Here is a 13,890-nt window from a genome sequence, read left to right as displayed (position 1 = left end):
AACAGGCAAATCTTTTTGCCGCTTACTTAAATAAACCTTGTATTAAGGGAAGATGAGATGAAAAAAAACCTGATCACCACCGCAATCATTTCTTGCGCTGCAATTACCTCTTTTAGCGCAGCTGCTTCTGGACCACAATTCTACGGTCGTGCTGACTTAGCTTTAACTAATGCCGACAATCAATATGCTACAAACAACCAAAAGGAAGGAACTGTTCTAGAAAACAACTTTTCTTGGTTAGGTGTTAAAGGCACCGAAAAAGTAAACGAGCACGTTGAAATCATTTACCAAATGGAGTTTGGCGTAACGAACTTCGACAACTCTGGTAACACCTTCTCTGCACGTAACTCATTTGTGGGTGCTAAAACCGATTACGGTACTGTAGTTGTTGGTCGTAACGACACTGTATTCAAAGCATCTGAAGGTGGTGTAGATTTATTTGGTAACACTAACTCAGACATCGACCGTATGGCTGCAGGTCAAAACCGTGAAGCAGACGGCGTAACTTACTATTCACCAAAGATCGCCGATCTTATCACTCTTAACGCTACCTACTTAATGGATGACAACCATGTAGATGCAGACGGCAATAGCAAGAGTGACGACACTATGTATGCTGTTAGTGCTACCCTCGGTGACAGAGCATTACGTGCTCAAAACTACTATTTCGCGGCTGCCTATCAAGACGGAATTGGTGACATTGAAGCTTTCCGTGCTGTAGGTCAAGCTAAGTTCGGTGATGTCATCGTAGGTGCAATGTACCAAAACAGTGAAAGTACTGACGAGAAACTGTCGCACATCAAGGGTGATACTTTCTTTGTTAACGCTGCGTATGTTATCGGTGACTGGAAATTGAAAGCTATGTACGGTCAAGATGATTCTGGCCTAGGTCACTACGCAAAACGCTTTGCTAATGACAACGGTGCTCATGAAGACATGACTGACTTTGATCTTAAGCAATTCAGTGTTGGTGCTGATTACAAGTTAAGCAAAAACGCGATGCTTTACGGCCACTACACTAAATACGATGGTGACATGACACTTGAAACAGTCAAGCATGACATCAGTGATGATATTTTCACTGTTGGTTTACGTCTAAACTTCTAAATATAGAAAGCCCTATAAGCTATTTTAAAGTTAGATAGTCATAAAGTTTAAAGCGGCATTGATTGCCGCTTTTTTGTTCCTTAGCCCCACTCAAACCACCGCAACATACAAGCACCCAGCCTGTAACAAAAACACCGTTTGAACACAAAAAAGCTACTAAGAACCTACCAAAACACCAATTTAGATCACATTTCTGGGCTTTTTAGCCATGTGTCCGCTACAAACTTTGATCTAGTGCACACTTAACATAGGTAAAAACTGTAACCATTCGCACCTAGTTGTTAACGCGCTGTATCCTCAGCTTAATTTACATAATATCCATTGTAAAAATGGAATTAGAACGCCGCGTTCTAGGGAGCATGAACATGAAAAAAGCATTAATCTCTGCATCAGTAGCCTCAGTATTAACACTCGCATCATTTGGCGCTATGGCAGAAGGCCCTAACTTTTATGGCCGTTTAGATATCGCAGTAACCAGCTCTGATGAAGGTGCTACTACTCAAGAAGGTAAAGATGGCACGATTTTCGAAAACAACTTTTCACATTTAGGCGTTAGAGGCAGCGAAACCGTTGCTAATGGCGTTGATATCATTTACCAAATGGAATTCCAGGTAGAAAATACATCTACCAACAGCGATGTGTTCAAAGCGCGTAACACATTCTTAGGTATTAAAACCGATGCTGGCCGTCTGTTAGTTGGTCGTAATGACACGGTATTTAAGCAGTCTGAAGGTGGTGTTGACCTATTTGGTAACTCAAACGCCGATATCGACCGTTTAGTCGGTGGCCAAACTCGTAGTGCTGATGGTATTTGGTACTACTCACCAAAATTAGCTGATCTTGTTACTTTCAATGCAACTTACTTAATGGAAGATAACCAATCTAGCGACGATAGCCAGTATGCAATTAGTGCAACGATTGGTGACAAGAAGCTTAAAGCACAAAATTACTATATTGCAGGTGCTTACAACAAAGGTATTTCAAATATTGATGCATACCGTGTTGTAGGCCAAGTTAAGTTTGGCGAGTTCAAAGTAGGTGGTTTATTCCAAAACTCTGAAAGCTCAACAGATAGCAGTGTTGATGGTAACACGTACTTTGTGAATATTGCTTACAACTTAAATGGTGTGAACTTAAAAGCTGAATACGGTAAAGATGAAGCCGGTTTTGGTAAGTACTACTCAAACATCACTGAAGAAGCTGGTACTGATGTTAACGTCACTAATATCACTGTTGGTGCCGACTACCGTATTGCTAAGTCAACGTTAGTGTATGGCCACTATGCAATGTACGAAGGCGACCACAAAGTTGCTGGTACAAAATTTGATTTAACAGATGACAACGTATTCACTGTCGGCTTACGTTACGACTTCTAATTAAATATACTCTTTCAAAAAAGGCGACCTAAGGTCGCCTTTTTTTATGAGCATATGTTAAAAAAATTAACTATTTACGTGTTAGCCGGTACACGGCTTCATTCAGCCAAGATACCTGCTTATTTACAAAACGTGGATTTTCAGCCAATACGTCTTCACAGGTAAGTAATTCAACGTCAAAGTGAGTAGCAAGATATTGCTCAATCCACTGCGGGCTAACTGCAAATGGTGGACCGTTAAGCTCTGCCTGCGGATAATCCAAGGTAACCAGTAAACCTGAAGTACCAGCGGGAATAAGTTGCGCTAATTTAGCTGCATACTGTTGACGTAAATCATCTGGCCAAGCAATCAGTGCTGCTCGATCATAAAAACTGCCAATATGTTGAGTCGCCTCAGGTGGTAGAGTAAAAATATCACCTTGATAGAGGCTGATAGTGTCATCCTCAAGTACAGTATGCTCACCATGTTGATGAGTTTGATAGCTCAGTTGGTTTTCGACAAAGAAATCCTTTACCGCGGTTAGGTTCAACTCACATCCTATCACCCGATGGCCTTGTTCAGCCAAATAACACATATCAAGAGACTTGCCACACAGGGGGACGAATACACTTTGCCTTGGGTCAGCCTTCACGCTCGCCCAATATTTAACTAAAAAAGGATTCACTTGATCTTGATGAAAACCAATTTGTTTTGATTCCCATTTTTGATGCCAAAAACTCGGTTCCATGTTATTGCTCTACCATTATTGTGAGATGCGGCTACTTTAATCGCTTCAAATTTGAGATGCAATTTTGAGATGCAACAAAGCGCACCATAATACTCGGTTATAAGGCAACATTTTTAATTGATAATCAATAAACAAAGCCAAGCTATAGTCTTTTCAACACTGACCATAGCTAAAGCGAGGTGCCATCATTATCAGGCTTAGCTGATGACAAGATAAACGGTTGAGGAGTGACTATTTAGAAGCAAGAGTGGCATTCACTTTACGTAACCACGCGCAGTTATCACAATCGCAATTACGTCGAGATAAATGATGCGGGCTCAAGTTAGAGTCAACAAAATCCACAGCAATCAACAATTGTTGCTTTAACTCATCCACTGATTTTTTCTCTAAGGCAACCAGCTCATCATTGTGATTCATCCAAATGCACTCTTCGCCTTGGTGACAGTTAATGCATTGTTCGTCAGCGGCATTAAAGAACACGGCATGGGGGCAGTGAGTGACTTCCATTGACTGCAAAATTCGCTTTCTCGGAAAATCAAATAGTTGAATTAGTTCTTCTTTTTTAATTTCTGCCATAGCTGCTTTCCTTTCGACAACTTTAATTAGCGTAAGTTAATCTTACCGATTATAGGCATGTTAATTATTGATACAGGTCAAGGTTTACATATTGTGAGAAATTCGTTAGGGAAACTTGCCCAACAAGGTCATAAAAAGGTTTAATGAGCCTATGCCAGTAAAGGAGTAAACCTTGCAAACGCCAGAATTACAGCACTTTTATATTAACGAAGAGCAATCCATCTATTTGCTAGGAGCGACCGATGCACGAAAACACAAGGCGTGGATCCGTTTATGTAAGCAGCAACTGAGTAAGTTAGGTTACCAAGACATAGAGTTTATTGGTAAAGGCGCTTATGGTTTCGTATTTTCTGGTGAGAATACCTCAAGTGAATCACACGTTTTTAAATTCTCTCGCCTCAATTTACCGCAAAATATCCAAGACCGACTCGAAGAAGAAGCGTATATGCTGAGTCAAGTTGATCACCCAAATGTACCGAGTGCGATAAAGTTTCAGCGGGTGGGTAAACAAGGCATCATGGTCATGGAGCGTGCACAAGGCGAAGATTTAGAGCAAGTTTGCCTACGTATGGGGGCTTTACCAGCAGCCATGATAATGAGTATCGCACGGCAACTGGCCAATATTTTGTTCTACCTACGCACCGGAAAACCGCTGGTTCATGGCGATATCAAACCATCAAATTTAGTCTATGACATTGATAATGATCATTTGTCTCTGATTGATTGGGGCTCAGCGGTGTTTGCCCAACGAGATGAGTATAACCGCCCTGTTGAAGACAATGTCATGTCATTAATGTCAAGCGATCAACATCAAACCAACGCACGCATGGGCGATGTGTATTTTATTGGAGACGAGCAGCTTAATGGCGCATTATCCAGTCCACGATTTGATGAACAAGGCGTCGCTGCCACCTTATACGCACTTGCTTCAGGACAAGCCAGCCGTTTTGGTAGCAAGGTGATCCCTGCCACTAGTATTGGTTTACCCATTGAGCTCGCTAAAACACTGGATGGCATGCTAAGTGACTGCGTGCAAACCCGTAATAAAGCCGGTGATTACTTTTTAAAGACGCTGCGTACCCACCACCCTATTCACTTACCTGATATTCCACTAACGCCGGAACCTGCGCAAATTCCCGTATTACATCACCCACGCACACGCGCGATTGAAACCGTAACTTATAGTTCGCGTAAAGCCTTTTTAAAAGAACACAATGTCGATGATCCAGTAGCCAAAATGGACGATATTCAGATTGAGAAATATTATCGTAATTTCATGGTCGGCATGGGTGATACCGCAAAAGGATTTATCGCCGCAGTGAGCCGTTTAGCCCAATACCCCATGGTAGGTGGCCTTGTTATTCATTGGCAGGAAACAGGAGTGTTCATCGACTCGAGCTTAACGATATACGACCGTGACGTACGCAGTTCAGTGATTAAAGCCATCAATAACATTGTGACATTAGCCCGCGGGATCCGTCGCATAGGGGTATTTAAAGCCTGCTTCTTCAATGCTAAAGACACCTTACATCTAGAGCGCAGTTCGACTGATGAACCTTACCAAATTACTGGTGATACCCAACTCCCTTTTGAGATAGGTGATGCACCATTACTAGAAGATAAGTCTCGTTTACACTCTTACTTTGAAGATGGCAGAGATCCAGAAGAGAACCTTGAATTGCCAAGCGAGATTATTGCTGAACTTAATCGGATTAACCAGATCCACCATACCGGCTGTATTATTTTTGAAGCTTTACCCAATCATCTCAAGGTACACAGCTATTTGCGACTGCTCAATCCACGCAAACAGGCCGCATTTAGAGCCAGCTTAGATAGGATTATGGCGCACTGTAATCGCATCCAAGGCCATGGTATTTCTGGTTTTATGAAACTGCCCTATAAGAATACCCGTAAATTTGAGCATATCGATAAAAAAGCTGACCACTTCTATCCTCGTAACCCTAAATCGGTTATGGGGACTGAGGAAAATTAAACAGAAAAGCGAGTCATAAGACTCGCTTTTTTCAAACTGATTCAAACTTAAATAGGTGAACCAGGTGGCATTTTCATCGGTTGCGACAAAATTTTCACCTTAGGATCTGCTAAGCCTTTTTTCAAACCAAGCATTAGCCAGTCATAATGTGCAGACTGATAATCACTGGCACGACGGGAGCGACGCTCTAATTGTTTTGCTGCTTGTTGCAGCTTTTGCCTAAGCTGTGCTTTGACTTCAACTGCGGTCTGTTTATGGTGATAACTTACTAGCAACTCATCAACGACCACTGCATTTATGCGCATTTGAATCCCTAAAGATTCACCTCGCTTTAAATCACTATACAAGCTTGCCGCGAGTAATTTATCAACCAACTTAGGCACAGACAATTGTTCATTATCACCCATGTAAGCCTGATTCACGCGATTCAACCTAGCTGAATTAAGTAATGACTTTGTTACATGGCGACCTAAGACTTCTGCCATAGCTAATGGGTCTGTTGCGACCCCAAGTTGCGAATCAAAACTCTCTCTTGTTTTGCGATAATTACCTGCTTTAGGTACTAGCATTTCCACCACATTTGCCGGAATAACCAGACTTTGCCAATGCAAACTTTGTAATAAGACCTCTAAGGCTCGCAATTGAAGTTTTGGTGAAACATAGTTCCAGCGTAGACCTGAACCCACCTGTTGATAGCTGTATTCTGTACCCCCAACAAATTTCGCTGCAGCTTGTATTTGGTAACGCGTTAATAGGTAAATAGGGACAAATGCATCTGCAAGCTCACCCATGGGTTGACCTTGAAGTAACGCATCTGCATTAAACTCATTAATTGCCTTACGCCTTACTTGCTCTAATCTAGCGAGTTCGGCAACAGCATCATTGCCTGTATCCCAAAGGCTGGCGTAAACATGGCTTGCAGATTGACTACGTGAGTCCGCCTCACCAATATATCGGTAGCCCTCTAATAATGCAGTATTAAGCAATTCTGCCTGCTGGCTTTCATCACCATAGCCAAAAGCAATCGTGTATTTATCCCACGGGCCAATACCTTCAGTATAAGGCTCAGAAATATCGATTCTATCGCCTTCAATGGTGACGTTCGGATGTGGATAATCCATCACAGAGGCATTATTCTTACTCGATGCTGCAAAGTTATGATCTAAACCTAATGTATGGCCAATTTCATGTGCCGAGAGCTGTCGAATGCGCGCCAAAGATAAATCCATAGCCGCTTGTTCTGCTGCCTCTCTGTCTTCCCAACCGGCGGTTAAACCACGTGCGATAAGGTGGTCTTGTCTAACACGCAAGCTGCCTAAGGTCACATGGCCTTTGATGATTTCACCCGTGCGCGGATCGGTAATCGCTGCACCATATGACCAACCACGTGTGGCACGGTGCACCCATTGGATCATGTTGTAGCGTATATCTTGTGGGTCGGCATCTTCAGGTAACATTTTCACCTGAAAACCATCAATAAATCCGGCGGCGTTAAAGGCATCTTCCCACCAGCGCGCACCATCTAATAATGCCGTTCGAATTGGCTCAGGTACACCTGGGTCTAGATAGTAAACAATAGGCTCTACCACAGGACTTGGTTCGGGCCCTGGATTGACTTTTTCTAAACGATGGCGAAGTAAGTAGCGCTGAGTAATATCTTGGTCAACCGGCACTGAATAATCTAAATGCGAGTTAGACAAGTAACCACTCATGGGGTGATATGAACGTGCTTGGTAGCCCTCTTCTGGAAGGGCAATAAAGGAGTAGCGCATTCTAACCGAAACAAACTTAGGATCTGGCGTGACAGACGACACATATTCACCAGGTTTGCCTGTTGTGAAGGTGAGATTGACATCCACGTCAGCATTTTTTTCAAACGACTTCACGCTGTCTTTGATAAGCACTGAGCGCTGCGTGTCTAGTCTAAAGTTCCCTTGTTTGGTAGCTTCAAGTCGGTCAGCAACACCATGTAAATCGTTAACGACTAATTCATTTATATTAACAATCGCACGCTTACCCTCGAGCAACTTACCACGCCACAAAATAGACTCTGCAAACGCCTGTTTTACTGAATTTTTTTCGGCAAGGTTTTCTGCACTCGCGCGATAATCAGTATTGAGCTGCTTGAGCACAATATACGGCCCTTGCTGCTCAAACTGCACCATTCTTGTATAACCTAGCTGCCCCCGATCAAGCCCAATATCATTTGAGCCAACACCTTGAGGTAAGCTAGTGAGCAGTAAAAAGGGTTGATTAAGACGATTCGCTTCAAGGTATAACTCACCTGAAGTGTGATAAAACATATTTAAAAAGCCATTGGCAGCAACGCTGTTTTTAACAACAGTTTGCGCCTCAGAAGCTGCCAGAGCAGGGGCGGCACCTGTCATGACCATTGGTGTACTCAGTAATAGTAACGCAAAGGATATACTGCGTCGTCTCATGGTGTTTTCTCCCTAAATCACTCACATCCTTGTCTCAAGACAAAGCTAAGAGCCTTTATGTTTATTTTTATAATCAATCCAATGAGTCAATGTTTCAAACAACTCGGGTAATACAATCGGCTTAGTAATATGCGCATTCATGCCCGCTTGTAAGCTTTTCTCTCTATCGCCTGTCATCGCATGGGCGGTCATGGCAATAATCGGCATTTGTTCGCTGGTATAACGTTTACGCAACTCTTTTGCTGCGGTTAAACCATCCATGACTGGCATTTGAATATCCATTAATACCGCATCAAAGTCACGAGTATCAATCAGATCTAACGCTATTTGCCCATTATCTGCCATCACAACTTCGTAGCCAGCGCTTTTTAGTAATTCTGAAGCAACTTGCTGATTGATAAAGTTATCTTCAACCAACAATACGAGACCTGAATCTTTCGCTTCTGTTACTTCCTCAATCACTGGTATCGCATTGAGTTTAGGGACTTTGGCAAAAGCTTCAATGATTAAATCGAACAATGCCGAAGGCTTGAATGGTTTTTGGAGCACGGCATAGACCGCTTCATCGTCCAGTTGCTTCTCTAATGGCTCCGCACTGTAAGCTGTCATTATTATGATCACAGGACGCTTTTTAATCCGACCATCAGCCACCATCTGATCGATTGTCTCGATAACTTGCGCTCCACTGAGCTCAGGCATCATCCAATCAAGCAATAGCAGGTCAATCTCGCTGCGTTGTAGGATATTCAACGCTTCTTGACCGCCACCGGCTTGTTCAACCTCAAAGCTGAATTCTTTCATAACTGAAGAGTAGATATGCAGCGCACTCGGATTATCATCGACCACCAGTGTGCATAAGTTATTTAATTGCTCCGGCACAACCAACGGCGGCGCGGTGTTCTCTTCTGCAATTTCAAAACTGATTGTAAAGCTGAAAGTACTACCAACATTGGGTTCAGAAGACACTTGCATTGTGCCACCCATCAAGGAAACTAAATGTTTGCTGATAGATAAGCCCAGTCCTGTACCACCATACTTTCTGGTAGTTGAACCATCCGCTTGTGCAAAGGCATCAAATAGCTTTCTTTGCTGCTCTTTACTGATCCCAATACCGGTATCGCGGATCCAGAATGTCATCGTGATACGGTCATCGCGCTCACCGACATCCTCACAGCCCAGTTCAACCTCCCCTTCTTGAGTAAACTTAACCGCATTTGACAATAGATTAATGAGGACTTGGCCCAAGCGTAATGGGTCACCTTTTAGGGTTAAACCCGCAGTCACTGGCGCATATAATAATAACTCTACACCTTTCTCTTGTGCTTTCAGGGCGTTCATATCAATCACATGATCCAGCACTTTATCAAGCGGGAATGACACTCGCTCAAGCTCAAGCTTACCTGCCTCAATTTTTGAGAAATCAAGAATATCGTTGATAATCCGCAGCAGTGACTGTGCCGAAAATCCTGCTTTATCTAGGTAATCCTGTTGCTGTGTTGTGAGTTGAGTTCGCTGCGCCAATTGCAACATACCAATAATGGCATTCATTGGCGTGCGGATTTCATGACTCATATTGGCCAAGAATTCACTCTTGTACATATTGGCAGATTCAGCATCTTGCTTCGCCTCCAACATGGCCACTTCGTTGCTCTTTTGGCGAGTAATATCTTTGTGTGTACCTAACATACGCTTAGCGCAGCCATTGTTGAAAAACTCTACAGCCCGTCCACGAGACAGTATCCAATGGTATTCGCCATTTTTACTGAGCATACGGAATTCAATCTCATAAGTGCCTTGCGGATCTTCTAGATAGGCTTTACGCGACTCAAGCAGTCTGTCGATGTCATCTGAATGCACCAAATTATCAATTGAGCTCATCAATGCAGGGAACTCATTAAGCGTGTAGCCCAACATGGAATAAAACGCAGGGTTACAGATAATTTGCTCTGAGTCTAAATACCAATCCCAAAGTCCATCTTCTACAGCATCCATGGCCAAGTGGTAACGCTCTTCGGACAACCTCAGTTGTTCAGCTGACTCAAATTCATGGGTAATGTCACGCCATACAGAAATTAACCCTAATAAATCACCGCGGCGATTGTAAAATGGCAATTTAAGGGTATCGAATAAAATGGACTTGCCCGTGATATCAATTTTTTCTTGGTATCGTAGAGGTTGCTTATCACGCAATACCTGACGGTCTTCCGATTGCACTTGCTTGCCCTGCACTGGCAAATCAAGCTCATCAGCAGATAGGCCAATTATCTCATCTTCAGCATGACCCAACATTCGCTCAGCAGATTTGTTACAACCTAAGAACTTACCCTCTCTGTCTTTGAAAATGATGGCTTCTGGTAAGGAGTCAATCAGTGACCGTAACAATGCAAATTCTCGCTCGCGGCGCTCAGTCGATTCTCGTAAACGCTGAGTACGTCTTGCCACAAGGTTATCAAGACGTTTATTTTGCTCAGCTAGGTTTTTGGTATACTGCTGGTTTTCATCAAAAATGCGACTGACCAAGGCAAACCACGGCTCCCAGCCCTGAGTCATTTTCTCAGGAGGTTTGATTGGCGATTGCGAACAAGCATCAAGGTGTGAAAGCAGTCTCGATGCAGGGCTTACGAATGCACGGCGAGTCTGCCAATGTACTATGGTCACAAGGATCGACAAGGCAAGTACAACCATCAGGAAAGTCATCTGTAACTTTTCCCAAGAGTCCTTAAATAGCTCGGTTTCAGGTTGTAAATACAACAAGCGCCAAGGTGGATTATGCAACGGGATTGATTGAATGTAGTAACCGTTACGGATCACCCCATCAGAAGTATCAAGTAATTCAGATTCTTGCAGTGAGTGCAACTCGGATGGGATACGCTGACTAATATGGTAAACCCGACCCATTTCATTCGCACTAAAGTCACTGTGTGACACGATGTTATTGCGCTGATCGAGTAAAATTACCGTACCCGGCATTTTGAAATAGGTGCGAATTTGTTTCGCCAGCGATGATAACTTCATATCAAGGTTAATTGACCCCATAAAGTTATCATCTAAATACACAGGCATACCTAGCGTAGTTAATAAGCCATCTTCAGCTTCATCTACGTATACGCCACTCCATGCCACATTTCTTTGTGGATTCATTTCTGGGGTGGTTAATTTAAATTGTTGTTTATTAAGTGACTCTTCTCTAAACCTTTGCTCTTCATTCGGCCAGGGGTAGAGCGACATCATTTTACGGTTGGAAATATAATAGATAGATGAAGCTTTAGGCGCGGCTTCTTTGGCGACTGGAAACGACAGTGACAACTCAAACATCATTTCCAACTCTTGATAGAACTGTTCGGTTCTGCCATCGAGGGAGCCCATACCGGTGATGCGCCCCATATTAGTAAATGGCTCGCCCGAGAGGGCATAACTTGGCTCAAGAGTAAAAAACTGTCCGTCCTCGTTGAATTTTTCATACTGAGGCAAACGCTCTTTACGAACGAGCTCTCCTAAGCGCAAATGATCGACTGCAACATTTCGCAGACTCTTAACCGCCCGAATGCCAGACTCCAACAATAAGTCTATTTGCAGCACATGACGTGCAATTTGATCTTCACGCAATTCAACTTGTTGCGCCTTTTGACGCTCAAAAAACACCACCGCCGTCAATAGGGCCATGACAATCACGCCCATATAGGTATAAAACACCGCACGGTTATAATTCTTTTGAATTGGTGCTTTTAATTGTGGATCTGAGTCTTTAGAAAGCATTCACTTACCTTGGGTTGCGCTGGATGCAGCGACTAAGTATAGATCGCGCGCATTAAAACCATCATTTTTTCATAATATCAGGAACATATTAAGATGCGCACCCATATCACTCATAAAGTGAGTAAATTACAAAAAAAATGTGATTAGAAGAAAGCATTTTGTCAAAACTTTACTTTTGTCCGTAAAGTGAGCGCATCAATACAAGTGCAAATGACTACCACAATCGCTCACTCAAATAACAAAAGCATGCATACTGACGCCAGCATACATGCCTTTTGCATGATGGTTATCCTAAAAATAATCACGATTGTTTATGGTTAAATCATAAATGTTCCTCAGCAAATTCAGCGAGGCGAGAACGCACCACGCCATTGAGATAAATATTGGCACTGCCTTCAAAGTCCTTGAAGCGTTCCACAATATACGTCAACCCCGAAGTGACAGCAGTTAGATACGTGGAATCAATTTGCGCCAAATTGCCGCTACAAATTAATTTAGTCCCCTCGCCCATACGGGTAATCATGGTTTTAATTTGCGACGCTGTAAGGTTTTGACATTCATCGAGTAATACCACAGAGTTTTGAATTGAGCGGCCACGCATAAAGTTGATTGATTTAAACTGAATGTTCGCCTTTTCCATAATGTAATTCACACTACCAGAAGGATTGACGTCATTCTTATGTAACACTTCTAGCGTGTCGGTAATGGCGGCTAGCCAGGGCGCCATTTTCTCTTCTTCTGTTCCTGGTAAAAAACCGATAGATTCAGCAATTTCTGGGGTGTTTCGCGTCACGATCACTTTGTCGTATTGCTTACGTTCAACCACTAACTCAAGTGCTGCAGCCATTGCAAGTAAGGTTTTACCGCAGCCTGCAGGACCGGTGAGAATGACTAATTCGATATCTGGGTCAAGTAAGGCATCTAACGCCATTCCCTGATAAATATTCTTAGGTTTAACACCCCATGCTTCGTAATGGTTTAACCTGTCTCTACCCCTATCAATAAGCTGAAGTTGGCTATCAGTATGTCCGCTAATTCTGGCACAAAATTCGGTATCTTCATCAATGAGGTACTGGTTAATGTAAAACGGTTCTTTGCCCAATTGCTCCCTAGGTACAAGGTGCATAGTGTGGCGGCCTGCTCTTTCGGTTTCAACATCATCGAACTGCTGCCAGAAATCACCTTCAAATTCATAAAAGCCTTTAGCTAAAAAGCGAATATCATCAATTAGCTGATCGGTACGATAGTCTTCCACTTGCTCAATACCCGCGCCTTTAGCTTTCAGGCGCATATTGATATCTTTAGTAACTAGGATGACTTGCCGAGGTTGATATTGCTGTTGAAGGTAGAGCGCGGTATTGATAATGCGGTTGTCGTTGTTGCTATCGGGGAGAGAGTGGCTTTCAAAGTTGACCTGGTGATCGGGGAAAATGGATAAGCTGCCTGATGCATCGGTATGCCCCTCTCTGGTGGGCAAGGGCACCCCGCTGATAATTTCCTCTGGGGTAATCTTACCACCTAATATATCTTCTAGGGCGCGTATTGCGACTCGGGCATCACGGCTAACGTCGCGCTTTCGGTCTTTAATGGTATCGAGTTCTTCTAACACCGTCATGGGTACGACAACATCATGTTCCTTAAATGAGTATATCGCTAACGGTTCATGCAGTAACACATTGGTATCCAATACAAACAACTTCTTGTCGTTTTGACTCATGGTGCCTCCAGAGTGTTTAGATGATAGTTATTGTGGGTACATCGTCTCCTGAAAATCTCAATGGCATAACTTAAAAAACAACTGTCATCATTATTTTTACATCACTTTATGACGTTTTTCCATCACTAATCGCCCAGATAAATACCCAAGATTATCCACAAGCGGTGCCATACCAACACCAAGCTAGCTAGGTTAAA

Annotated in this window: 8 protein-coding genes; 3 read left to right on the top strand and 5 right to left on the bottom strand. The window is 43.0% G+C overall.

What is annotated here, in order from left to right:
- Positions 1–57 precede the first annotated feature (57 nt).
- Together ACHUGF_RS08025 and ACHUGF_RS08020 are read left to right on the top strand one after the other, a co-directional pair.
- Positions 58–1,107, top strand: coding sequence for a porin (locus tag ACHUGF_RS08025; protein WP_394130275.1), 1,050 nt, complete (start codon positions 58–60; stop codon positions 1,105–1,107).
- Between the two features lie 365 nt (positions 1,108–1,472).
- Entirely contained in the window at positions 1,473–2,483 is a 1,011-nt protein-coding gene (locus tag ACHUGF_RS08020; protein ID WP_394130274.1) for a porin, read from the top strand.
- A gap of 70 nt (positions 2,484–2,553) precedes the next feature.
- Here ACHUGF_RS08020 and ACHUGF_RS08015 read toward each other — a convergent pair whose 3' ends face one another.
- Together ACHUGF_RS08015 and ACHUGF_RS08010 are read right to left on the bottom strand one after the other, a co-directional pair.
- Positions 2,554–3,210 carry a thiopurine S-methyltransferase gene (locus ACHUGF_RS08015; protein WP_394130273.1) on the bottom strand — a complete coding sequence of 219 codons (657 nt, stop codon included), beginning with the start codon at positions 3,208–3,210 and terminating at the stop codon, positions 2,554–2,556.
- A gap of 231 nt (positions 3,211–3,441) precedes the next feature.
- Complete coding sequence (locus tag ACHUGF_RS08010) at positions 3,442–3,786, bottom strand: hypothetical protein (protein WP_394130272.1); 345 nt, start codon at positions 3,784–3,786, stop codon at positions 3,442–3,444.
- Positions 3,787–3,958: 172 nt separating this feature from the next.
- On the opposite strand from ACHUGF_RS08010, the gene ACHUGF_RS08005 reads away from it, so the two are divergent.
- Positions 3,959–5,779 carry a serine/threonine protein kinase gene (locus ACHUGF_RS08005; RefSeq protein ID WP_394130271.1) on the top strand — a complete coding sequence of 607 codons (1,821 nt, stop codon included), beginning with the start codon at positions 3,959–3,961 and terminating at the stop codon, positions 5,777–5,779.
- 47 nt (positions 5,780–5,826) lie between these two features.
- Here the strand turns inward: ACHUGF_RS08005 and ACHUGF_RS08000 are convergent, their stop codons facing one another.
- From ACHUGF_RS08000 to ACHUGF_RS07990, 3 genes are all read right to left on the bottom strand, one after another.
- The gene (locus ACHUGF_RS08000; RefSeq protein ID WP_394130270.1) at positions 5,827–8,220 is read right to left on the bottom strand and encodes a zinc-dependent metalloprotease; all 2,394 of its coding nucleotides are present in this window, start codon (positions 8,218–8,220) and stop codon (positions 5,827–5,829) included.
- A gap of 45 nt (positions 8,221–8,265) precedes the next feature.
- The gene (locus ACHUGF_RS07995) at positions 8,266–11,976 is read right to left on the bottom strand and encodes a response regulator (protein ID WP_394130269.1); all 3,711 of its coding nucleotides are present in this window, start codon (positions 11,974–11,976) and stop codon (positions 8,266–8,268) included.
- Between the two features lie 322 nt (positions 11,977–12,298).
- Positions 12,299–13,693 (bottom strand): PhoH family protein, encoded by a 1,395-nt coding sequence (locus ACHUGF_RS07990; RefSeq protein WP_394130268.1) that lies wholly within the window; start codon positions 13,691–13,693, stop codon positions 12,299–12,301.
- Between the last annotated feature and the right edge of the window lie 197 nt (positions 13,694–13,890).

This window comes from Shewanella maritima, from assembly GCF_043643735.1.
Classification (GTDB): Bacteria; Pseudomonadota; Gammaproteobacteria; order Enterobacterales; family Shewanellaceae; genus Shewanella; species Shewanella maritima_A.
The sequence above is the reverse complement of the archived record's forward strand: the minus strand, read 5'-3'. Positions and strand labels throughout refer to the sequence as shown.

Bases quoted from the DNA above. Each gene is read 5' to 3' on its own strand.
- ACHUGF_RS08010 (WP_394130272.1), bottom strand. From the start codon at position 3,786: ATGGCAGAAATTAAAAAAGAAGAACTAATTCAACTATTTGATTTTCCG.
- ACHUGF_RS07990 (WP_394130268.1), bottom strand. From the start codon at position 13,693: ATGAGTCAAAACGACAAGAAGTTGTTTGTATTGGATACCAATGTGTTA.
- ACHUGF_RS08015 (WP_394130273.1), bottom strand. From the start codon at position 3,210: ATGGAACCGAGTTTTTGGCATCAAAAATGGGAATCAAAACAAATTGGT.
- ACHUGF_RS08000 (WP_394130270.1), bottom strand. From the start codon at position 8,220: ATGAGACGACGCAGTATATCCTTTGCGTTACTATTACTGAGTACACCA.
- ACHUGF_RS08020 (WP_394130274.1), top strand. From the start codon at position 1,473: ATGAAAAAAGCATTAATCTCTGCATCAGTAGCCTCAGTATTAACACTC.
- ACHUGF_RS07995 (WP_394130269.1), bottom strand. From the start codon at position 11,976: ATGCTTTCTAAAGACTCAGATCCACAATTAAAAGCACCAATTCAAAAG.
- ACHUGF_RS08025 (WP_394130275.1), top strand. From the start codon at position 58: ATGAAAAAAAACCTGATCACCACCGCAATCATTTCTTGCGCTGCAATT.